The sequence below is a fragment of the Streptomyces sp. NPDC043685 genome, assembly GCF_056436585.1.
The window spans coordinates 435,524-456,785 of record NZ_JBWKCH010000004.1; the positions used below are offsets into that span (position 1 = coordinate 435,524).

Below are 21,262 nucleotides of genomic sequence, written 5' to 3' on the forward strand. Positions count from 1 at the left end.
ATCAACTCGTGCCGACGGTACAACCGGGTGGCCGAAACGCGTCAGACCCTGGGGACAACTCCACCGTTGTGGACAACCCGGTCCCGGTTCGCGCGGCGGCGGGTCATGCCCCCGAGGGCACGGAGGTCTCCACGGCCGCGGCCACGTCGTCCTCCCCCTGCTCCCCCTGCTCCCCCTGCTCCCGCTCCGTGCGCACCCGCGCCAGCACCCGCTCGGCCCGGTCCACCGCGATGTCGAGCCGGGCCAGCACCGCGGGCACGGTGATGCTGGGCAGGAAGTGCTCGAACAGCACGACGATCCGGCGCTCGAGATCCTGCCGCTGGCAGCGCAGCTGCGACAGCAGCTGCACCCCGGAGAAGCTGCCGACCAGCAACTCCGCGGTCTCCGCCACGTCGACGTGCTGGAGCAGCTCGCCCCGCGTCTTCGCCTCGGTCAGCAACTGCACGTTCTGGTCGATCCACATCCGGAAGGCGGGGGTGCGGTCGAGGTCCATGGCCCCCTGGTCGAGGGCGAGCCCCACGCTGGCCCGCACCAGCGGTTCGGACCGCAGCCGGCGGGCCATCACCAGCCCGGAGTCGACCAGTTCCTGGAGCTTGCTGGACTGCGGCGGGAGCGTGATCGCGAGCTGCTCCTCGAACACCCCCACCGCCAGCTCCTCCTTGGAGCCGAAGTGGAAGTACAGCGCGCCCTTGGTGACGCCGGCCCGTTGCAGGATCTCGCCGATGGTCGCCGAGGTGTAGCCGCGTTCGTCGAAGACGGCCGCAGCCGCCTCCAGGATGGTCCGCCGGGTGCGGATCGCGCGCTCCTGTCGCGCCATCGGGTGCCTCCTGATCTCCGTCGATCCTGTGAAGTCGCTGTGGGGCGAGGGCGCGAGAGCCGGTCCCGGCGGTGGTGGTCCACCCTTTGAAAAAAACCGGCTCGTCCGTATCTTAGTCAGGCGTCGACCGCGGCCAGACAGCCGATCCTGGGGGTTCTCATGCCGCAGACAGGGCCTTTAAGCGCACTCAGCGACGATCAGACCGGACGCGGGGGCCGTCGGGCAAACGCGACCGCTACGACCGTCGAGAACCCGCCACAGACGGCGGTGCCCCAGGGGATCGCGCCGCCGCGTCCCGCGCCCGGGGAGCCCGTGTCACGGGCCACCGCCGCCGGGAGACCGGCCGCGCCGGTCGTGGTCGTCGACGAACCGGCGCCGCCGTCCCCCGTCACCGAACACTGCGTCCCCCACTCCCACACCGCCGTCACCAAGGAACTGGCCCACCGCACCACAGAGACGGACGTCTTCCCCACCCGGTGGACCCGAATCTCCGACACCCGCTTCCGGTTCACCGCCCACTGGCCGGCCGCCCACCCGTTCTTCGGCCCCGTGGACGACCGGCACCAGGATCCGATGGTCGTGGGCGAAACGTTGCGGCAGGCCTCCATGGTGCTGGCGCACGCCGAGTTCGGAGCCCCGGCCGACACCCATTTCGTCATGTGGGACCTGACGGTCCGCCTCGACCCGGCCGCCCTGCTGCTGGCGGACGCCGCCGAACCGGTCGAGGTCGACGTCGTGTGCTCCGAGATCCGCCGCCGCGGCCGCGGGCTGGCCGGCATGCGCACCACGATGGAGTTCCGCCGGGCCGGACGGTTCGTCGCCCGCGGCACCGGCAGTACCGGCTGCACCTCCCCTGGCGCCTACCGCCGCCTGCGGGGGGACCGGTTGAACGCCCTGGACACGCCGGTGCCGCTGCTGCCCGGCACAGCGCCCCGGATCGTGGGACGCGCCCGCCCCGAGGACGTCGTCCTCGCCCCCGCCGACCGCCCCGGCGTCTGGCGGCTGCGCGTCGACACCGGCCACCCGGTCCTCTTCCCGCGGCCCAACGACCACGTCCCCGGCATGGTCCTGTTCGAGGCGGCCCGCCAGGCCGCGACGGCCGCGTCCGGCCTGCACCCCTTCCTGCCCACCACCATGACCGCCGGCTTCGCCCGGTACGCCGAACTGCACAGCCCCTGCGACGTCGAGACCGAGATCCTCCCCGGACGCCCCGGGGAGACGACCGTACGGGTGTCGGGCCGGCAGGACGGCGAGTCCGTCTTCACGGCCACCCTGACCGCCCCCCTGACCACCGCCCGGCCCGCGCCGGTACGGTCCCCGTCGTGACGGTCAAGCTTCTGATCACGGGCGCGAGCGGTTTCGTCGGCAGCCGTGTCGCCGCGGCGGCCCGGCGCCGGCCGGACGTCCACGTGCGCCTGCTGTCCCGGCACGCGCCGCCCGGTCCCGAGTACGTCCACGGCGACCTGTGCGCCCCGCCCTCGCTGCGCGGCGCCTGCGCCGACACCGACGTCCTGGTGCACTGCGCCGCCCAGGTCGGCGGCGCCGCCGAGACCGTCCGGGCGGTCAACGACCACGGCACCCGGGCCCTGGTCCAGGAGGCCGTGCGCGCCGGAGTGCGCCGGATCGTGTACGTCAGCACGGCCGCCGTCCTCGGCCGGGGCCCTTTCCGCGGCGTGCGTCCCGGGCAGGTGCCGGTCGCGCCCGCGTCGGCCACCAGCCGCACCCGCGCCGCCGCCGAGCGGTACGTCCTCGGCACGGGCGGCCTGGTGCTGCGCCCGCACCTCGTGTACGGAGAGGGTGACCGGTGGGTGGTCCCCGGGCTGGTGTGGCTGATGGAGGAGCTGTCGGCCACCCTCACCGGCTGCGAGGCCCTCCAGTCGATGATCGACGTGGACACCCTGGGCCGTGCGGTGGTGGCCGCGGCCCTCTCCCCGGCGCTCGGTGGCGGTGTGCACCACGTCGACCACCCCGAGCCGGTCCCGGTCGCGGACCTGCTGGCGTCGGTCTGCCGTGAGGTGGCCGAGCCCGGCGGCGGTGCGGCCGTGGACGTCGCCACCGCCCTCGGCCGGGCCGCCGGGTCACCGCTCGCCCTCCATCACCTCGGCATGCTCACCGTCGACCACTGGTTCGTGGACGAGACGTTCTGGAAGGACGCCGGCTGCGCGCCCGGCGAGGGATTCGCGGCCGCGTTCAGCCGCGCGGCGCCCTGGTACCGGGCGTTCCTCCAGAGCCGGGTTTCCTGACCGTCTCCGCTTCCCCGGGGCGCGGGTCCGCGTCCCGGCCGTGCAGCAGCACCGGCAGTTCCTCGTGGCCGGTGGAGATGATGGAGCGCAGCCGCTTCGGCGGACGCGCCGGGTCGGCCAGGGCCAGGCGCGGGAAGCGCGCGAACAGCGACCTCAGGGCGACGGTCGCCTCGGCCATGGCCAGCGGCCGCCCCAGGCAGTGGTGCACACCGTGGCCGAAGGAGATGTGCTCGCGGCTGGTGGCGCGGGTGACGTCGAACCGGTCGGCGTCCGGCCCGTGCCGCTCGGGGTCGCGTCCGGCACCGGCGAAGGAGACCACGAGCGGGTCGCCCTTGGGGATGGTCAGCCCCGGCTCGATCTCGATGTCCTCGACGGCGTAGCGCAGGCCCGACATCGCGCCCGGCGCCTCGAAGCGCAGCGACTCCTCCAGGGCGTCCTCCCAGCTCACCCGCCCGGTGCGGACGAGGTCGAGCTGGCCGGGGTGGGCGAGCAGGCTGTGCACGGTGTTGTCGATGAGGTTGACGGTCGTCTCGAAACCGGCGGTCAGCAGCAGGATCAGATTGTCCATCAACTCCTGTTCGCTGAGCTCGCCTTCGTCACGCGCGGCGATGAGCGCCGTCGTCAGGTCGTCCGCGGGGTGCTCGCGCTTGTGCTGGAGGAACGCGGTGAGCGTGCCGTACAGGTCGACGGCGTTGGCCTGGGCGTCCTCCAGGCTGATCGCCGTGTCGAAGAAGCGGTTGATGATGCGGTAGAGGGCCGCGCGCGGGCCGTCCTCGCCGGGCGGTACGCCGAACAGCTCGCACACCACCTCGTGCGGCACCGGCGCCGCGAACGCGGCCCGCAGGTCGACGACTTCGCCCTCCGGGACGCGCTCCAGGCCGTCCAGCGCCCGGTCGACGATCGCCTGGACGCGTGGCAGCAGCGCGTCCACGCGGCGCTTGGTGAAGGCGGCGGCCATCGGCTTGCGCAGCCGGGTGTGGTCGGAGCCGTAGGCGGTGACCATGTTGCGCACCGAGACCCAGATGGCCAGCGGCCAGGTGCGGGAGATGTCGCCGTTGATCCAGGCCGGCCAGTGCCGGTAGGCGTCCTTGCTCGACTCGGGACCGGCCAGGAGCCGCTTGTTCAGCTCCAGGCCGGTGATCCACCACACCCGGACACCGCCGGGCAGTTCGACCTCCACGGCCGGGCCCTGGGCACGGATCCGGGCGATCTCGCCGTAGAGGTCCTGACCGGACGGGTCGACCGACAGGAAGGGGCAGGCCCGCTGTGCCATGACTCATCGCTCCTTGGTCCAGAGGCTGGGGGACCATCCTGCGGTTCGCGGGCCGAAAAAACTTGGGATCCGGTTTGTTTTGGCCACGGCTTCACCCACCGTCGGCCAGGGGGCGTCCTACCGCACCACGAGCCCCCACTGGCCCGGCTCCGCCCGGGAGTCCGGGGCCGCCGCTTCACTCCCCGCCGGATTCAGCGTCCCGGCCAGCCGCGGTGCCGCCACGCACGGCAGCAGCAGCTGCCACACGTCGGTCAGCGAGGGCCGGGCGAGCCAGCCGCGGTCCTCCCGGGCCAGCACCTCGATGCCGGTCGTGGCGGCGACGACGACGGCCCCGGTGCGGTGCGGCGTCGCACCCGCGGCGAGTTCACCCCGGCGCTCCGCCTCGGCCAGCAGCCCGAGCACGCACTCCCGCCATTCGCGGCGCAGATCCCGCACCCGCCCGGCGACCCCCTCGGCGTTGAGCCGCAGTCCCGCCCGCACCACGACGTCCGCGCACAGCAGCCGGGCCACGTGGTGCGAGAGGTCCACGAGGCGTTGCAGGGCACAGCCGTCGCCCCCGCGGCCGCGGACCGCGACCGCGCGCAGGGCACAGGCCGCCGCGTGCTCGACGGCCTCGGCGACGGCGGCCTTGTTGGCGAAGTGGAAGTGCAGCGCGCCGGAGCTGACTCCGGCCCCCGCGCTGATCTCCGCCAGACTGGCCCGGACATAGCCCCGGTCCTCGAACTGCTCGGCCGCCGAACGGATCAGCGCGCGTCGGGTCCGGACGGCCCGGTCCTGTTTGGTCACCCGTGGCTCCCCTGCAGGGCTCTGATGGCGACGCAATGAAACCAACTCGCTGGTTTTTATACAACGCGTCGACTACGGGCCGCACGAGCGGACACGGGCCTAGGCCCGCAGATACGCCAGCACCGCCAGCACGCGGCGGTGGGTCGAGTCCGCCGGGGGCAGGTCCAGCTTGGTGAGGATGCCGGAGACGTGCTTGCCCACGGCCGCCTCCGAGACGACCAGTTCGCGGGCGATCGCGCTGTTGGAACGGCCCTCGGCGATCAGCGCCAGCACCTCCCGCTCACGCGGGGTGAGCCGCTCCAGCGGATCCCGGCGGCGGCGCAGCAGCTGCCGTACGACCTCCGGGTCGACGACCGTGCCGCCGTCCGCCACGTCGCCGAGCGCCTGAACGAACTCCTCGACCTGGCCGACGCGGTCCTTGAGCAGATAGCCGACGCCCGTGCCGTCGCCGGAGTCCAGCAGTTCGGCGGCGTACCGGCGTTGCACGTACTGGCTGAGGACCAGCACGGGCAGCCCGGGCCGCTCCTGGCGCAGCCGCACGGCCGCGTGCAGGCCCTCGTCCTGGAAGCCGGGCGGCATCCGCACATCCGTCACCACCACGTCCGGGTCGTGCTCCCCGACGGCCGCGACCAGCGCCTCGGCGTCCCCCACCGCCGCCACCACCTCGTGCCCGCAGCGCGTCAGCAGTCCGACGAGCCCGTCCCGCAGCAGCACGCTGTCCTCCGCCAGGACGACGCGCAGCGGCCGCTCAACTCGCAGGCTCACAAGGGATCTCCACACACAGCTGGGTCGGTCCGCCCGGCGGACTGGACAGGGAGAGTCTGCCATCGAGCACCGACACCCGGTCGGCGAGCCCGGTCAGCCCGCTGCCCTCCCCGGCCCGCGCTCCGCCGCGCCCGTCGTCGCGGATCCGCAGCAGCAGCCGCCCGTCGCGGTGCCCGCCGCTCACCTCGGCCCGGTTCGCGCCGCTGTGCCGGCCCACGTTGGCCAGCGCCTCGCACACCACGAAGTAGGCGGCGGCCTCCACCGCCGGGGAGAGCCGCCCGGGCAGCTCCAGATCGACGTCCACCGGCACGGCCGAACGGTCGGCGGCGTCGGCGACGGCGGCTTCGAGACCGTAGTCGGCGAGAACCTTGGGATGGATGCCGTGGATGAGCTCGCGCAGCTCCGCTAGGGCCGCGCCCGCCTCCTGGTGCGCCTTGGCGAGCTGGTCGGCGAGCGGACCGGGCGGGGCGTCGAGGCGGGCCAGCCCGAGCGTCATCGTCAGGGCGACGAGCCGCTGCTGCGCCCCGTCGTGCAGGTCGCGCTCGATGCGCCGCCGCTCCGCCTCGAAGGCGTCCACCAACCGCACCCGGGAGCGGGCCAGTTCGACCACCCGGGCCCCCAGGTCGGCCTCCCGGGGCGCGATCAGCAGCCGGGTCAGCCCGGCCCGGGCCCCGGCCACCACGCCCAGCAGATAGACGCCCAGGACGAGCAGAACCAGCCCGAGGGCGGCCCACCCGACGGCGGCCGGCCAGGTGGTGACCAGCCACACCTTAAGCACCTTCGCCTCACCGAGCACAGCCATCAGCACGGGGGTCGCCACCACGGACAGCGGCCCCAGCAGCAGCACGGCGAACGCGAGGGCGTCGACCGGCCACAACAGCCCCGCGAACAGCAGGGCGTGACCCAGCTCCCGCCAGGTGGCCCGCTCCCGCAACCGCGTCGACAGCCAGGCCCGCAGCCCCGGCTCCGTGGGCGCCCGGTGGGGATCGGGCGCCGGCTCCGCGTCGACCAGCCGCAGCCGCAGCCGCTCCACCGCCGCCACCGCAAGGCCCGCCAGGGCCGTCCCGAGCAGCAGCGGCAGCCCCACCAGGGCGAGCGCGAGCACCCCGCCGGCCACCGCCGACACCACGATCCCCACGAGCACGACGGCTCCGGTCACCGCGCCGGTGAGCAGGTAGGCGGCCGAGCGCCACGGCCACGCCGACAGCGGATAGCCGGGGCGGGACAGGGCCTGCCACACGTTGTGAGGACGCATGGGGATCACCGTAGAAGCGGGCCGCCGCCCCGGCCATGGGCTCAGGCGGAGACCCGGGGGTATGCCTGGCCCTACCCCAGGTCTAGGCCCCGCCGCAGTGCGCGGACCCGCCCCCGCCCGGTTTCGTGGAAGCACACCGACACCGGGGGGAACCCATGACACACGACGCCATTCGGCTGGACACGGTCACCAGGACCTACGGCTCCGTGACCGCGCTCGACGCGGTCTCCCTCACGTTCCCCTCCGGGACCTTCACCGCCGTCATGGGCCCGTCCGGCTCCGGCAAGTCGACGCTGCTCCAGTGCGCGGCCGGCCTGGACCGGCCCACCTCCGGCTCGGTCACCCTGGGCGGCACCGAGCTGACCGGGCTGAGCGAACGCCGCCTCACCCTGCTGCGGCGAGAGCGCGTCGGGTTCGTCTTCCAGGCGTTCAACCTGCTGCCCTCGCTGACCGCCGCGCAGAACGTGGCCCTGCCCATGCGCCTGGCCGGCCGCCGTGTCCCGGCGGACCGGATACGGCGGGCACTGGCACAGGTCGGCCTCGCGGACCGGGCCCGGCACCGGCCCTCGCAGCTCTCCGGCGGCCAGCAGCAACGCGTCGCCCTGGCCCGGGCGTTGATCATCCGGCCGGACGTGCTGTTCGGCGACGAACCGACCGGCGCCCTGGACACCCGGACCGGCCACGAGGTGCTGGAGCTGCTGCGCGACATGGTCGACCGGGAGGGCCAGACGGTCGTGATGGTCACGCACGACCCGGTGGCCGCCGCGTACGCCGACCGTGTGGTCTTCCTCGTCGACGGCCGCGTGACCGGGGAGCTGACCGGCGCCGACGCCGGCACCATCGCCACCCGCATGACCCGTCTGGAGGCCGTGCCGTGCTGAGCGTCACCCTGCGCACCCTGCGCACCCGTTGGGCCACCTTCACCGGCAGCTTCGTCGCGCTCGGCCTGGGCGTGGCCCTGCTCACCGTGATGGGCCTGGCCCTGGCCGCGACCACCACCGCGCCGGAGCGCGGCCCCGAACGCTTCGCGGCGGCGCCGGTCGTGGTCAAGGGCCAGGACACCCTGCGCGTCGCGACCCCGATCGGCACCAGGGAATCCCCCCTCGCCCACCCGCGCCCCGTACCGCCCGCCACCGTCGGGCGGCTGCGGCAGCTGGGCCCGGTCGTCGAGGACCGGGCGTTCCCCGTACGGGCGCGCGGCGGCCCCGCCGACCTGGTGGGCCACCCCTGGTCCACCGCCGCGTTCGCCCCCTACGACCTCACCGGCGGCCGGGCACCGCGCGCGGCCGACGAGGCCGTCGTCACCGGCGACTGGGCACGCCCGGGCCAACGGATCCGCACCGACCGGGGCCCCGTACGCGTCGTCGGCACCCTCGCGGCACGCGGTTTCGAGAACGCCGTGTTCTTCACGGACGCCCGCGCCGCCCGACTGGACCCGTCGACCGCCCAGTTGGTGGTGCGCGCCGACCCCGCGTCCGTACGGAAGGCCGTGGGCGGCAGCGCCTCGGTCCTCACCGGTGACGCGCGCCGCCTCGCCGACGCCGATCCCCACCGTGACCGTGAGGCGCTCACCGCGACGAACGCCCTGTTCGGCACCGCCGGCGGCGTCACCGCCTTCGTGTCGGTCTTCGTCGTCGCCTCGACCTTCGCCTTCGCGGTCGCCCAGCGCCGCAAGGAGTTCGCCCTGCTGCGCACCGCCGGGGCGACCCCGGCCCAGATCCGCCGGACCGTCCTGGCCGAGGCCCTCGCCGTCGGCGTCCTCGCCTCGGCCGCCGGCTGCGCGCTGGGCGCCCACGCGGCACCGCCGCTGGTGGCCCGGGTGGTCGACGAGGGTCTCGCCCCCGCCTGGTTCGCCCTAGGGGAGCACACCTGGCCGTATCACGCGGCCTTCTTGACGGGCCTGCTCGTCGCCCTGTGCGGAGCGATCGCGGCCTCCTGGCGGGCCGGGCGCATCGCCCCCACCGAGGCCCTGCGCGAAGCAGTCGTGGACAGCGCGCCGCTGACCCGGGGCCGCCTGCTGTGCGGCACGGTCCTGCTGCTCACGGCCGTCGCGCTGGCGGCCTGGTCCCTCACCGGCGACCCGTCCGACCTGCTGCACCGCAAGACCTACATCAGCCGCCCGATGCTCCTGATCACCGCGGCCGCCCTGCTCGCGCCCCTCGTGCTGCGGCCCCTGACGCGCCTGCTGACCTGTTTCCCGTCGGCCGTGGGCATGCTGGCCCGGGAGAACACCGCCACCGCAGTGCGCCGGACCGCCGCCCTCGCCGCCCCCGTCCTGGTCACGGTCGCGCTCGCCGGTTCACTCCTGGGCGCCACCGCGACCCTGAACGACGCGAAGACCACCGAGACGAGCGACCGCACCACCGCGGCCTTCGTCGTCACCCCCACGGCTGGAACGGGCTTCGACGCGGACACCCTGCGCAGACTGCGCGCGGTACCGCACACGCGGATCTCCCCGACGTCCTCGACGGCCGTCCACGTCCTGGAGGACGGCGTGGCCCTGATCCGCTCCGAGGCCCGCGCCGCCACCCCCGGCGCCCTGGCGGCCACCACCCGTCTGCAGCTCGCGGCGGGCCGGCTCGGCGACCTCGACGACGACTCGATCGTCGTCAACGAGGAGTGGCGGCGGCACCGGGTGGGAGACCGGGTCCGGGTCTGGCTCGGCGACGGCACACCCCGCACCCTCCGCGTCGCCGCCGTGATGACCACCGGCACCGGCGACAACGGCGTCTACGTCACCCCGCGCAACGCCCCCGGCGCCACCGTCGACCGCGTGGACGTGGCCCTCCGCGACGGCACGGCCCCGGCCGCCGTGGCCGCCGCCCTGCGCGAGGCGGTCGGCCCGGGAGACGGCCGGGTGCTCACCGGGGACGACTGGATCAGGTCCACCCGCCCGGAGACCGACCGCACCACCCGCCTCGGCCTCTTCCTGGTCCTCGGCATCGCCCTGCTCTACTCGGGCATCTCCGTGGTCAACACCACGGTCATGGCCGCCTCCGACCGCGCCCGCGACCTGGTCGTGCTGCGGCTGGCCGGAGCCACCCGGTGGCAGGTCCTGCGGCTGACCGGTACCGAGGCCCTGACGGCGGTCGCGGCCGGGGCGCTCCTCGGCCTGCTGGTCACCGGCGTCAACCTGGCCGGCCTGTGGGGCGCCCTCGCCCTGCTGTCGGTCCGGCCCACCATCGCCCTCCCCTGGCAGGCCCTCGCCACGACGGCGGCCCTCTGCGCCCTGCTGGCCGTGCTCTCCGCGACGGTCCCGGCCGCCCTCGCCCTGCGCCGCGCCCCGGCGGGCTCCGCGGGAACGCGCACATGAGCCACCCGGCCGGGCGGGGTCGCACCGCGCCGACGCGCACGACCGGCAGGGTCTCCGCACCGACGCGCGGGACCCGCCCGGCCGGGTCGATCTCATCATGAGACCGAACAGGGAACGGCCTTCTACAGTGAACCCATGAGACGGACGTCGTTCGGCACCTGGCCCTGCTCGATCGCCCGCACCGCCGACATCCTGGGCGACGCCTGGACCCTGCTGGTCCTGCGCGAGGTCTTCTACGGCGAAACCCGCTTCGACGGCTTCATCGGCACCCTCGGCATCGCCCGCAACACCCTCACCGACCGGCTGCGGCGCCTGGAGGCCGAGGGCCTGCTGCGGCGGCGCGCCTACCAGAGCGACCCGGTCCGCCACGAGTACCTGCCGACGGACAAGGGCCGCGACTTCTTCGGCGTCCTCGCCGCGATCAACGCCTGGGGCGACCGCTGGCTGGCCGGCGAGGAGGGAGCCCCGGTGGTCCTGCACCACACCTCGTGCGACCACGACACCGAGGCCCGGGTCGTCTGCTCCGCCTGCGGCGAGCCCCTGCGCCAGCGGGACATGTCCGTCCGCACCGGCCCGGGCTACCCCGCCCGCCTCCTGGACACCCCGGCCGTACGGGAACGCTTCGCCCCGGGGCGGACCCTGGGGGAAAGCCGGACCGACCAGGCCTGAGACCTTCCTCACACGGCACACGCGGCGGACAGCCCGAGACGACCACCACACCCCCAAAACGAAGAACGGGCGGCATCTGATCGATGCCGCCCGTTCCCACGGTGCGCGAGGGGGGAGTTGAACCCCCACGCCCTTGCGGGCACTGGAACCTGAATCCAGCGCGTCTGCCTATTCCGCCACCCGCGCATTGGGTGTGTCCTGGGCGTCTGCCCCTTGGGGCGGGCGCCTTCCGACACCCAGAACATTAGCACGCTGGAAGGGGTGGATTCACATCCCTTATCGCCGCTGGCGGACCCGCCGCCGAACCTTCGATGTCCCTGCCACGTATCAACGCGTACCGGTTCACGTATCAACCTCGTACCGGTACCCGCCGTCTCCGCAGGAGGGGGTCCGGGTCCACAGCCGGGTGCGGGACACTGGTCTCCGGCCGCCTCTACGATCCTTGTCAGGCATACGTGAGGCGGTTACGCGCAGCAGTAGCACCGGAGGAGTTCGAAGGGGAGCTCCACAGGGAACCTCGTCATGCGTCGACACCCGTCGGCGGGGCTGACAGGGGGAACCAGCCGATCGAGCGGCGCGTGGATACGATCAGTAAGCAGTACCAGGCAAGCGGCCCGCAGGGCAGTACACAGGACGGCAGTACGGAGGAGGTGCCCCATGGGAGTCCTGAAGAAGTTCGAGCAGCGTCTCGAAGGTCTGGTCAACGGCACCTTCGCCAAGGTGTTCAAGTCCGAGGTGCAGCCCGTGGAGATCGCGGGAGCTCTCCAGCGTGAGTGCGACAACAACGCCACCATCTGGAACCGCGACCGGACGGTCGTGCCCAACGACTTCATCGTCGAGCTGAGCACCCCGGACTTCGAGCGGCTCAGCCCCTACTCCGGCCAGCTCGGCGACGAACTCGCCGGCATGGTGCGCGACTACGCCAAGCAGCAGCGCTACACCTTCATGGGCCCGATCAAGGTGCACCTGGAGAAGGCGGACGACCTCGACACCGGCCTGTACCGGGTGCGCAGCCGTACGCTCGCCTCCTCCAGCAGCCAGCAGGGCGGCCCCGGGGGCGGCGCCGCCCCCGCCGCGCCGGGTTCACGCCCCGGCGGCTACGGCTACCCGCCGTCCGCCGCGCCCGGCGGCGCCCCGCCCATGCCCGCCTCGCCGCCCCCCGGCGGCCGCCCCGGCGGGTACGGCTACCCGCCCGCCGCGGGCGCCCAGCGGCCCACGGCCGCACCGGCCGCCGGCGGACGCACCCGCCACTGGATCGAGATCAACGGCACCCGCCACCAGATCTCCCGCGCGACGCTGGTGCTGGGCCGCAGCACCGACGCCGACGTGCGGATCGACGACCCCGGCGTCTCCCGCCGGCACTGCGAGATCCGGACCGGAACGCCCTCGACGATCCAGGATCTCGGATCCACCAACGGCATCGTGGTGGACGGGCAGCACACCACCCGCGCTACGCTCCGCGACGGCTCGCGGATCGTCGTGGGCAGCACCACCATCATTTACCGGCAAGCCGAAGGGTGAAGCGGGGGCAATGTCAGAGCTGACCCTCACGGTCATGCGGCTGGGTTTCCTGGCCGTACTGTGGCTGTTCGTGATCGTGGCCGTGCAGGTCATCCGCAGCGACCTTTTCGGTACGCGCGTCACCCAGCGCGGTTCGCGCCGCGAGGCGGGCCGCCAGCAGCAGGCCGCCGCCCGCCAGGCACCGCCGCCGCAGCGCCAGCAGCCCGCCGGCGGCCGGCGCGGCCGCAACGCTCCCACCAAGCTGGTCGTGACCGAGGGCACCCTCACCGGCACGACGGTCGCGCTCCAGGGCCAGACCATCACCCTGGGCCGGGCGCACGACTCCACGATCGTGCTGGACGACGACTACGCCTCCAGCCGCCATGCCAGGATCTACCCGGACCGCGACGGCCAGTGGATCGTCGAGGACCTCGGCTCCACCAACGGCACCTACCTGGACCGGTCCCGGCTGACGACTCCCACACCGATTGCGCTGGGCGCGCCGATCCGCATCGGCAAGACCGTCATCGAGCTGCGGAAGTAGTGCTACATCATGGATAGGCGCGAGCGGAGCGAGCACGCAGCGGCGGGCCCCACCCCGGCCCCCGGCGCGCTCCCGACCGGAGGGTGGGCAGTGTGGCTCGACACGACCGGCTGTACCCGGAGCCGACAGGCGAGGTGCGCATGAGTCTGTCACTGCGCTTCGCGGCCGGATCGCACAAGGGCATGATCCGGGAGGGCAACGAGGACTCCGGATACGCCGGCCCGCGCCTGCTCGCCATCGCCGACGGCATGGGCGGCGCGGCAGCCGGTGAGGTCGCCTCCTCCGAGGCCATCTCCACCATCGTCGCCCTCGACGACGACGTCCCCGGCTCCGACATCCTCACCTCGCTCGGCACCGCCGTGCAGCGCGCCAACGACCAGCTGCGCTCCATGGTCGAGGACGACCCCCAGCTGGAGGGCATGGGGACCACCCTCACCGCCCTGCTGTGGACGGGCCAGCGCCTCGGCCTGGTCCACGTCGGCGACTCGCGCGCCTACCTGCTGCGCGACGGCGTCCTCACGCAGATCACCCAGGACCACACCTGGGTGCAGCGCCTGGTCGACGAGGGCCGCATCACCGAGGAGGAGGCCACCACGCACCCGCAGCGCTCGCTGCTGATGCGCGCCCTCGGTTCCGGCGACCACGTCGAGCCCGACCTGTCGATCCGCGAGGTCCGCGCCGGCGACCGCTACCTGATCTGCTCCGACGGCCTGTCCGGGGTCGTGTCCCACCAGACCCTCGAGGACACCCTCGCCAGCTACCAGGGCCCCCAGGAGACCGTCCAGAACCTGATCGAGCTGGCGCTGCGCGGCGGCGGCCCGGACAACATCACGGTCATCATCGCCGACGTCCTCGACCTCGACACCGGCGACACCCTCGCGGGGCAGCTGTCCGACACCCCGGTCGTGGTCGGCGCCGTCGCCGAGAACCAGCACCAGCTGCACGACAACGGCATCATGCAGACCCCCGCGGGCCGTGCCTCCGGGCTCGGCCGCCGGGGTCACGGCCAGGGCGGCGGCGGCGAGTTCGGCCCGCCCGGCTCCGGCGACACCACCGGCTACATCCCGGCGTCCGGCTTCGACTACGGCGACGACGACTTCACCAAGCCCCGCAGGAAGGGCCGGTGGCTGAAGAGATCCCTGTACGGCATCCTCGCGCTGGCCGTCATCGGCGGCGGCCTGTACGGCGGTTACCGCTGGACGCAGACGCAGTACTACGTCGGCACCGAGGACGAGCACGTCGCGCTGTACCGGGGCATCAGCCAGGACCTGGCCTGGGTCTCACTCTCGAAGGTCGAGAAGGACCACCCCGAGATCGAACTCAAGTACCTGCCGCCCTACCAGCAGAAGCTGGTCGAGGCGACCATCCCCGAGGGCGGACTGAAGGACGCCCAGGCGAAGATCCAGGAACTGTCGGTGCAGGCCTCCGCGTGCAAGAAGCAGGCGCAGCGGCGCGAAGCCGAGAGCAAGAACAACTCCAAGACCGGCGAAGGCGAGGCCGGGGGCACCACGGGAACCACTCCCGCCTCCTTCACGTCCAAGGCCACACCGACGCCGAACCCGTCCAGCCCGTCGGGTTCACCGTCGGCACCGGAGAAGTCCACGCCCCCGACCACGACCGCACCCACTCCCAGCCCCGGCCCCAGCCTCTCTGAGGAAGAGCAGAAGGTCGTCTCGCTGTGCGGTAAGCAGTAGCCGTGAGAGGCCCTGTCACACGATGAGCGGTACGAATACGTCGCACTCGGCGACGCACCACACGTCCACGATCGGCGCCATCGGCGCGCCGAGCCGGCGCAACACCGAGCTCGCGCTGCTGGTGTTCGCCGTCGTCATCCCGGTGTTCGCCTACGCCAACGTCGGCCTGGCCCTCCACGACTCGGTGCCTCCCGGCCTGCTGAGCTACGGGCTCGGGCTCGGTCTGCTCGCGGGCGTCGGCCACCTCGTCGTCCGCAAGTTCGCGCCGTACGCGGACCCGCTGATGCTGCCGCTGGCCACCCTGCTGAACGGGCTGGGGCTGGTGGTCATCTGGCGGCTGGACCAGTCGGAGAAGCTCCAGGCGAGCAAGCAGTTCGTCGAGGCGGCTCCCCGGCAGCTGCTGTACTCCGCGATGGGCGTCGCCCTGCTGGTGGGCGTGCTGATCTTCCTCAAGGACCACCGCGTCCTGCAGCGCTACACCTACATCTCCATGGCCGCGGCCCTGCTCCTGCTGGTGATGCCGCTGATCCCCGGTCTCAGCGCCCCGACGTACGGCGCCAAGATCTGGATCAAGATCCCAGGCCTCGGCACACTCCAGCCCGGCGAGTTCGCGAAGATCGCCCTCGCGGTGTTCTTCGCCGGCTACCTCATGGTCAAGAGGGACGCCCTGGCCCTGGCCAGCCGCCGCTTCATGGGCCTGTACCTGCCGCGCGGCCGCGACCTGGGTCCGATCCTCGTCGTCTGGGTGATGTCGATCCTCATCCTGGTCTTCGAGACCGACCTCGGTACATCCCTGCTGTTCTTCGGGATGTTCATCATCATGCTGTACGTCGCCACCGAGCGGACCAGCTGGATCGTCTTCGGTCTGCTGATGTCCGCGGTCGGCGCGGTCGGCGTGGCGAGCTTCGAGCCGCACATCCAGACGCGTGTGCAGGCCTGGCTCGACCCGATGCACGAGTTCGAGCTCTCCCGCTCCGGCGTCCAGGACGGCATCGTCCACTCCGAACAGGCCATGCAGGCCCTGTGGGCCTTCGGCTCCGGCGGCACCCTCGGCACCGGTCTCGGGCAGGGCAACTCCGACCTCATCGGCTTCGCCGCCAACTCCGACTTCATCCTCGCCACCTTCGGCGAGGAGCTGGGCCTGGCCGGCGTCATGGCGATCATGCTGCTCTACGGCCTGATCGTCGAGCGGGGCGTGCGCACCGCCCTCGCGGCCCGCGACCCGTTCGGCAAGCTGCTGGCGATCGGCCTGTCCGGCGCCTTCGCCCTCCAGGTCTTCGTCGTGGCCGGCGGTGTGATGGGCCTCATCCCGCTGACCGGTATGACGCTGCCGTTCGTGGCGTACGGCGGTTCCTCCGTGATCGCCAACTGGGCGCTGATCGGCATCCTGCTGAGGATCAGCGACACCGCGCGCCGCCCGGCTCCCGCTCCCGCCGCCAACCCCGACGCCGAGATGACCCAGGTGGTCCGCCCGTCATGAACAAGCCCCTGCGCCGGATCGCGATCTTCTGCGGCCTGCTCGTTCTGGCCCTGCTGATCCGCGACAACTGGATCCAGTACGTCAAGGCCGACGAGCTGAGGACCGACAAGAACAACCGCCGCGTCACCATCGAGCGTTACGCCTCCCCCCGCGGCAACATCATCGTCGGCGGGAAGCCGGTCACCGGTTCCGCCGAGTCGTCGGGCAGCGACTTCAAGTTCAAGCGCACCTACAAGAACGGCCCGATGTGGGCGCCGGTCACCGGCTACGCCTCGCAGGCCTTCGGCGCCACCCAGCTCGAGTCCATCGAGGACGGCATCCTCACGGGCAACGACGACCGGCTGTTCTTCCGCAACACCCTCGACATGCTCACGGGCAAGAAGCAGCAGGGCGGCAACGTCGTCACCACGCTGAACGCCGCCGCGCAGAAGGCCGCGTACAGCGGCCTGAAGAAGCAGGGCGGCAAGGGCGCCGTCGTCGCCCTGGAGCCGTCGACGGGCAAGATCCTGGCCCTGGCCTCCTTCCCGTCGTACGACCCCTCGTCCTTCGCGGGGAACTCCACGACGACGGACACCGAGGCCTGGCAGAAGCTGCAGAAGAAGAACAACCCGGACGACCCGATGCTCAACCGGGCACTGCGCGAGACCTACCCGCCCGGCTCCACCTTCAAGGTGGTCACCGCGGCCGCGGCGCTGGAGGACGGGCTGTACACCAGCGCCGACGCCAAGACGGACTCGCCGGATCCCTGGATCATGAAGGGCACCACCACCAAGCTGCCCAACGAGGGCAACATCCCCTGCAAGGACGCCACCCTGCGGGTCGCCCTCCAGTACTCCTGCAACACCGTCTTCGGCAAGATCGGCTCGGACCTCGGCAACGACAAGATGCTGGACATGGCCAAGAAGTTCGGCTTCGACGAGGAGCAGTTCACGCCGGTCCGCGCCAACGCCTCGGTCTTCTCCGACAACATGAACCCCTCGCAGACCGCGCTGTCCTCGATCGGCCAGTACAACACCGCCGCGACCCCGCTGCAGATGGCCATGGTCGCCTCGGCCGTCGCCAACGACGGCAAGCTGATGAAGCCGTACATGGTCGACGCGCTCCAGTCGCCCGGTCTCGACCCGATCCAGAAGACGGACCCCGAGGAGCTGAGCCGGCCGCTGTCGGCGGAGAACGCCCAGATCCTCCAGTCGATGATGGAGACGGTCGTCGACAAGGGCACGGGCACCAACGCCAAGATCGACGGCGTCACAGTGGGCGGCAAGACCGGTACCGCCCAGCACGGCGTCGACAACAGCGAGAACCCCTACGCCTGGTTCATCTCCTACGCCAAGGGCGAGGACGGCAGCTCGCCGGTCGCCGTGGCGGTCGTCGTCGAGGACGACAACGCCGTCCGTGACGACATCTCCGGCGGCGGCCTCGCGGCACCGATCGCGAGGAACGTGATGGAGGCGGTCATCAACAGCAACAAGTGACCCCGATCACGTCTGCTTCACATCGGTGCACGTTGCGATACCGGTCCTGTATCGGCTGACGGGCTTGGCCAGGTCACACAGAACGAGCCGGGTACGGTAGGCCCGGACGGCAGCCTCGACCGTACAAGCGTGCCGGTCGGGACCGACGGAGAGGGCTGGTAGGTAGCTATGGAAGAGCCGCGTCGCCTCGGCGGCCGGTACGAACTGGGCCAGGTGCTCGGGCGTGGTGGCATGGCGGAGGTCTACCTCGCGCATGACACCCGCCTCGGACGCACCGTGGCGGTGAAGACGCTGCGCGCGGACCTCGCGCGTGACCCTTCCTTCCAGGCCCGGTTCCGCCGGGAGGCCCAGTCGGCCGCCTCGCTCAACCATCCCGCGATCGTCGCGGTCTACGACACGGGCGAGGACTACATCGACAACGTGTCGATCCCGTACATCGTCATGGAGTACGTGGACGGCTCGACCCTGCGTGAACTGCTGCACTCCGGCCGCAAGCTGCTGCCGGAGCGGTCCATGGAGATGACCATCGGCATCCTCCAGGCCCTTGAGTACTCCCACCGCGCCGGCATCGTCCACCGCGACATCAAGCCGGCGAACGTCATGCTGACGCGCAACGGCCAGGTCAAGGTCATGGACTTCGGCATCGCCCGCGCCATGGGCGACTCCGGCATGACGATGACGCAGACCTCCGCGGTCATCGGCACCGCCCAGTACCTCTCGCCGGAGCAGGCCAAGGGCGAGCAGGTCGACGCCCGCTCCGACCTGTACTCCACCGGCTGTCTGCTCTACGAACTGCTGACCGTGCGTCCGCCCTTCGTCGGCGACTCCCCGGTGGCCGTGGCCTACCAGCACGTCCGGGAGGAGCCGCAGGCCCCGTCGGTCTTCGACCCCGAGATCACGCCCGAGATGGACGCGATCGTGCTGAAGGCGCTCGTCAAGGACCCGGACTACCGCTACCAGTCGGCCGACGAGATGCGTGCCGACATCGAGGCCTGCCTCGACGGCCAGCCGGTCGCGGCCACGGCCGCGATGGGCTCGGTGGGTTACGGCGGCTACCCCGACGACCAGCCGACGACGGCCCTGCGCGCCGACTCCGGCGCGGGCGCCACCTCGATGCTGCCCCCGATGAACCCGGACGACGGCGGCTACGGCTACGACGACCGCCCCGACCGGCGCCGCGGCCAGCAGCGCAAGTCCAACACCTCCACCATCCTGCTGGTCGTGGCGGGCCTCCTGGTCCTGGTCGGCGCCATCCTGATCGGCCGGTGGGCGGTCAGCGGCGACGGAGGCGCGAGCAACGACACGGTCGAGGCACCCAACCTCGTCGGCGAGACGCTGAACGACGCCAGGCAACTGGCGAAGAACAGCGACCTCAAGCTGAGCACCACCAGCAAGCCCTGCGAGAACCAGAGCAAGGGCAAGGTCTGCTCCCAGAACCCCACGCCCAAGACGGAGGTCAACAAGGGCGAGACCATCTCCGTGGTCGTGTCGACGGGGGCGCCGAAGGTGACGGTGCCGGACGTCACGGGCCTGACCTATGAGAAGGCCAAGGACCTGCTCGAGGGCAAGGGCTTCGACGTCGACCAGAAGACCGAGGAGTCCGACCGCACCCCGGGCGTGGTCACCGACCAGGACCCGAAGGGCGACACGGAGCAGGAGAAGGGCTCCACGATCACCCTGACCGTCGCCAAGGAGGCGGAGAAGTCCACCGTCCCTGACGTGCTCGGCCGGGACTGCAACTCCGCCAAGCAGCAGATGCAGGCCAGCAACCTGGTCGGCAACTGCACCGAGGTGGAGACCGACGACGACAGCCAGGTCGGCAAGGTCATCCAGACCACGCCGCAGGCCGGCACCGCGGTCGACCCGAACTCGTCGGTCAACATCCAGATCGGCAAGAAGAAGCAGCAGCAGAAGGTCAAGGTCCCGCAGGTCGTCGGCCAGACGGTCGGCCAGGCCAAGCAGCTCCTGGCGCAGCAGGGCTTCACCAAGATCCAGTTCGCGAACGGCAGCGACCAGAGCGACAACGCCCTCGTCGCCGGCCAGAACCCGAACCCCAACCAGGAGGTCGACGACCCGGCAGGGACGACGATCACCCTCCAGACAGTCGGCTTCGGGAACAACAACGGCGGCAACGACAACGGCGGCGGCGGGAACGGCGGCATCTTCGGCGGCCTCACCGGCGGCAACGAGGACGACTGACCCACCCTCACCACACCGTCACACCACAGAGCCCCCGGCCCTCACGGCCGGGGGCTCTTGCCGCTTCACGGCCGACGACATCCCCGCAAGAACGTGCGTCGTTCGATCGTGTCTTCATATGTCCCGACTCGTTCACCGGGTGGGGTGGGGAGTCGGAACCCCGCCCCGGCCATACGAGCCGAAGGGCAGAACGTGATCAACGAAGCGGCCTTGCTGGAATCGCAGACCCTGCGCGGCAGCGTCCTCGACCGCACGGACGTACTCGACAGGGTCAAGGCACTGTCGCTGCTACCGGACGGGATGCACGTGACGACCGCGATGGTGGCGTCGTACTTCTCAGTGACGGTGGAAGTCATCCGTGCCCTCGTGCACGACCACCGTGCAGAGCTCGAAGCGAGCGGGTACCGAGTTCTGACAGGGACGGAACTGAGTTACTTCAAGCAACTCAGTGGAATCCAGTCACGCACCCGCTCCCTCGCTCTCTTCCCCCGGCGCGCCGTCCTCAACATCGCCATGCTGCTCCGGGACAGCGACGTCGCACGTCAGGTGCGTGTGTACCTCCTGGACATGGAGTACCTGGCGCGCACACAGCCTGTGGAAAACCCGGCCCCGACCGATGCCGCCTCCCTCGACGCCCGCATCGACCAGCGCATCACCCAAGTCCTGGGAACGACCGTCGTCCCCATGTTCAACGCCCTGATCGAAACCTCGGGCGAGCACCGGCGCGAACTCATCGCCCTGCGGGCAGGCGTCCAGCGCATCGAGAAGCGGCTCCGCCAGCACCACACCCGGCTGCAGCGGCTGGAAAGTCCCCGAGAGGACCGTCCCCTCGCCGGAGTCATGGCCGCCATGGACGCCATGAACGGGCGCGAGTTCGAAGAACACGTCGCCGGACTGCTGCGCCGCGACGGCTGCACCAACGTCTTCGTGCAAGGCGGCGGAAGGGACCGGGGTATCGACATCACCGCGCTCACGGCGGACGGGCGGCGCCTCGTCGTCCAGTGCAAGAGATTCGCGCCCCACCTTTCCATCACCAGCCCCGAAGTCCAGAAGTTCATCGGGGCGGCCAAGGTCCTGCACCACTCCGACCTGGCCCTGTTCGTGGCGACATGCCCCTTCACCCGCGACGCCCTCAACATCGCAGCCGACAGCGGCATCACCGCCGTACATCGTGGGCTGGTGGAGCAATGGAGCGCCGGGACGGCCCTGAGCATCCTGGAGTAGCGACCGGACCACGACGGAAGGCCCA

At 71.8% G+C, this 21,262-nt stretch carries 17 protein-coding genes and 1 tRNA gene; 12 read left to right on the top strand and 6 right to left on the bottom strand.

The features are described 5' to 3' along the window. Nucleotides 1-103: 103 nt before the first annotated feature. Complete coding sequence (locus AC0665_RS15465) at nt 104-817, bottom strand: ScbR family autoregulator-binding transcription factor (protein WP_468634599.1); 714 nt, start codon at nt 815-817, stop codon at nt 104-106. 312 nt (nt 818-1,129) lie between these two features. Between AC0665_RS15465 and AC0665_RS15470 the strand changes: the two genes are divergently transcribed. Together AC0665_RS15470 and AC0665_RS15475 are read left to right on the top strand one after the other, a co-directional pair. Continuing rightward, the gene (locus AC0665_RS15470) at nt 1,130-2,143 is read left to right on the top strand and encodes a ScbA/BarX family gamma-butyrolactone biosynthesis protein (RefSeq protein WP_478705166.1); all 1,014 of its coding nucleotides are present in this window, start codon (nt 1,130-1,132) and stop codon (nt 2,141-2,143) included. Next, entirely contained in the window at nt 2,140-3,060 is a 921-nt protein-coding gene (locus AC0665_RS15475) for an NAD-dependent epimerase/dehydratase family protein (protein WP_478705167.1), read from the top strand. The genes AC0665_RS15470 and AC0665_RS15475 overlap by 4 nt, the downstream gene beginning before the upstream one ends. Here the strand turns inward: AC0665_RS15475 and AC0665_RS15480 are convergent. The 4 genes from AC0665_RS15480 to AC0665_RS15495 all read right to left on the bottom strand — a co-directional run bounded on the left by AC0665_RS15480 (nt 3,008) and on the right by AC0665_RS15495 (nt 7,139). Continuing rightward, complete coding sequence (locus AC0665_RS15480) at nt 3,008-4,333, bottom strand: cytochrome P450 family protein (protein ID WP_468408101.1); 1,326 nt, start codon at nt 4,331-4,333, stop codon at nt 3,008-3,010. The genes AC0665_RS15475 and AC0665_RS15480 overlap by 53 nt on opposite strands. A gap of 117 nt (nt 4,334-4,450) precedes the next feature. Then, the gene (locus AC0665_RS15485; protein ID WP_468408099.1) at nt 4,451-5,119 is read right to left on the bottom strand and encodes a ScbR family autoregulator-binding transcription factor; all 669 of its coding nucleotides are present in this window, start codon (nt 5,117-5,119) and stop codon (nt 4,451-4,453) included. Between the two features lie 99 nt (nt 5,120-5,218). Continuing rightward, nucleotides 5,219-5,878: a response regulator gene (locus tag AC0665_RS15490; RefSeq protein WP_478705252.1), complete on the bottom strand. Its 660-nt coding sequence runs from the start codon at nt 5,876-5,878 to the stop codon at nt 5,219-5,221. After that, on the bottom strand, nt 5,868-7,139 hold the full coding sequence (locus AC0665_RS15495) for a sensor histidine kinase (protein WP_478508413.1): 1,272 nt from the start codon (nt 7,137-7,139) through the stop codon (nt 5,868-5,870). Before AC0665_RS15495 ends, AC0665_RS15490 begins: the two co-directional genes overlap by 11 nt. 155 nt (nt 7,140-7,294) lie before the next feature. Between AC0665_RS15495 and AC0665_RS15500 the strand changes: the two genes are divergently transcribed. The 3 genes from AC0665_RS15500 to AC0665_RS15510 all read left to right on the top strand — a co-directional run bounded on the left by AC0665_RS15500 (nt 7,295) and on the right by AC0665_RS15510 (nt 11,121). Further along, nucleotides 7,295-8,020, top strand: a complete 726-nt coding sequence (locus AC0665_RS15500; protein ID WP_478705168.1) for an ABC transporter ATP-binding protein — start codon at nt 7,295-7,297, stop codon at nt 8,018-8,020. Beyond that, nucleotides 8,014-10,452, top strand: coding sequence for an ABC transporter permease (locus tag AC0665_RS15505; RefSeq protein ID WP_478705169.1), 2,439 nt, complete (start codon nt 8,014-8,016; stop codon nt 10,450-10,452). Before AC0665_RS15500 ends, AC0665_RS15505 begins: the two co-directional genes overlap by 7 nt. 135 nt (nt 10,453-10,587) lie before the next feature. Then, nucleotides 10,588-11,121 (top strand): winged helix-turn-helix transcriptional regulator, encoded by a 534-nt coding sequence (locus AC0665_RS15510; protein WP_468408091.1) that lies wholly within the window; start codon nt 10,588-10,590, stop codon nt 11,119-11,121. A gap of 102 nt (nt 11,122-11,223) precedes the next feature. On the opposite strand, the gene AC0665_RS15515 is transcribed toward AC0665_RS15510, so the two are convergent. Further along, nucleotides 11,224-11,307: transfer RNA gene (locus AC0665_RS15515), tRNA-Leu, on the bottom strand. Between the two features lie 471 nt (nt 11,308-11,778). On the opposite strand from AC0665_RS15515, the gene AC0665_RS15520 reads away from it, so the two are divergent. From AC0665_RS15520 to AC0665_RS15550, 7 genes are all read left to right on the top strand, one after another. Further along, nucleotides 11,779-12,642: an FhaA domain-containing protein gene (locus AC0665_RS15520; protein ID WP_478603084.1), complete on the top strand. Its 864-nt coding sequence runs from the start codon at nt 11,779-11,781 to the stop codon at nt 12,640-12,642. A gap of 10 nt (nt 12,643-12,652) precedes the next feature. Continuing rightward, nucleotides 12,653-13,165 (top strand): FHA domain-containing protein FhaB/FipA, encoded by a 513-nt coding sequence (locus tag AC0665_RS15525; RefSeq protein ID WP_097217959.1) that lies wholly within the window; start codon nt 12,653-12,655, stop codon nt 13,163-13,165. Nucleotides 13,166-13,305: 140 nt separating this feature from the next. Further along, the gene (locus AC0665_RS15530) at nt 13,306-14,859 is read left to right on the top strand and encodes a Stp1/IreP family PP2C-type Ser/Thr phosphatase (protein WP_363121413.1); all 1,554 of its coding nucleotides are present in this window, start codon (nt 13,306-13,308) and stop codon (nt 14,857-14,859) included. A gap of 22 nt (nt 14,860-14,881) precedes the next feature. Then, nucleotides 14,882-16,339 (top strand): FtsW/RodA/SpoVE family cell cycle protein, encoded by a 1,458-nt coding sequence (locus AC0665_RS15535; RefSeq protein WP_478603079.1) that lies wholly within the window; start codon nt 14,882-14,884, stop codon nt 16,337-16,339. Next, a complete protein-coding gene (locus AC0665_RS15540; protein ID WP_478603077.1) occupies nt 16,336-17,814 on the top strand; it encodes a peptidoglycan D,D-transpeptidase FtsI family protein in 1,479 nt (492 codons plus the stop codon). The genes AC0665_RS15535 and AC0665_RS15540 overlap by 4 nt, the downstream gene beginning before the upstream one ends. Nucleotides 17,815-17,982: 168 nt before the next feature. Then, nucleotides 17,983-20,013 carry a Stk1 family PASTA domain-containing Ser/Thr kinase gene (pknB, locus tag AC0665_RS15545; protein ID WP_468408081.1) on the top strand — a complete coding sequence of 677 codons (2,031 nt, stop codon included), beginning with the start codon at nt 17,983-17,985 and terminating at the stop codon, nt 20,011-20,013. 192 nt (nt 20,014-20,205) lie between these two features. Then, nucleotides 20,206-21,237 (top strand): restriction endonuclease, encoded by a 1,032-nt coding sequence (locus AC0665_RS15550; protein WP_478705170.1) that lies wholly within the window; start codon nt 20,206-20,208, stop codon nt 21,235-21,237. Nucleotides 21,238-21,262: the final 25 nt, after the last annotated feature.

Coding starts and splice junctions, on each gene's coding strand:
- AC0665_RS15535 (WP_478603079.1), top strand. CDS start 14,882: ATGAGCGGTACGAATACGTCGCACTCGGCGACGCACCACACGTCCACG.
- AC0665_RS15540 (WP_478603077.1), top strand. CDS start 16,336: ATGAACAAGCCCCTGCGCCGGATCGCGATCTTCTGCGGCCTGCTCGTT.
- AC0665_RS15520 (WP_478603084.1), top strand. CDS start 11,779: ATGGGAGTCCTGAAGAAGTTCGAGCAGCGTCTCGAAGGTCTGGTCAAC.
- AC0665_RS15530 (WP_363121413.1), top strand. CDS start 13,306: ATGAGTCTGTCACTGCGCTTCGCGGCCGGATCGCACAAGGGCATGATC.
- pknB (WP_468408081.1), top strand. CDS start 17,983: ATGGAAGAGCCGCGTCGCCTCGGCGGCCGGTACGAACTGGGCCAGGTG.
- AC0665_RS15510 (WP_468408091.1), top strand. CDS start 10,588: ATGAGACGGACGTCGTTCGGCACCTGGCCCTGCTCGATCGCCCGCACC.
- AC0665_RS15465 (WP_468634599.1), bottom strand. CDS start 817: ATGGCGCGACAGGAGCGCGCGATCCGCACCCGGCGGACCATCCTGGAG.
- AC0665_RS15495 (WP_478508413.1), bottom strand. CDS start 7,139: ATGCGTCCTCACAACGTGTGGCAGGCCCTGTCCCGCCCCGGCTATCCG.
- AC0665_RS15525 (WP_097217959.1), top strand. CDS start 12,653: ATGTCAGAGCTGACCCTCACGGTCATGCGGCTGGGTTTCCTGGCCGTA.
- AC0665_RS15480 (WP_468408101.1), bottom strand. CDS start 4,333: ATGGCACAGCGGGCCTGCCCCTTCCTGTCGGTCGACCCGTCCGGTCAG.
- AC0665_RS15500 (WP_478705168.1), top strand. CDS start 7,295: ATGACACACGACGCCATTCGGCTGGACACGGTCACCAGGACCTACGGC.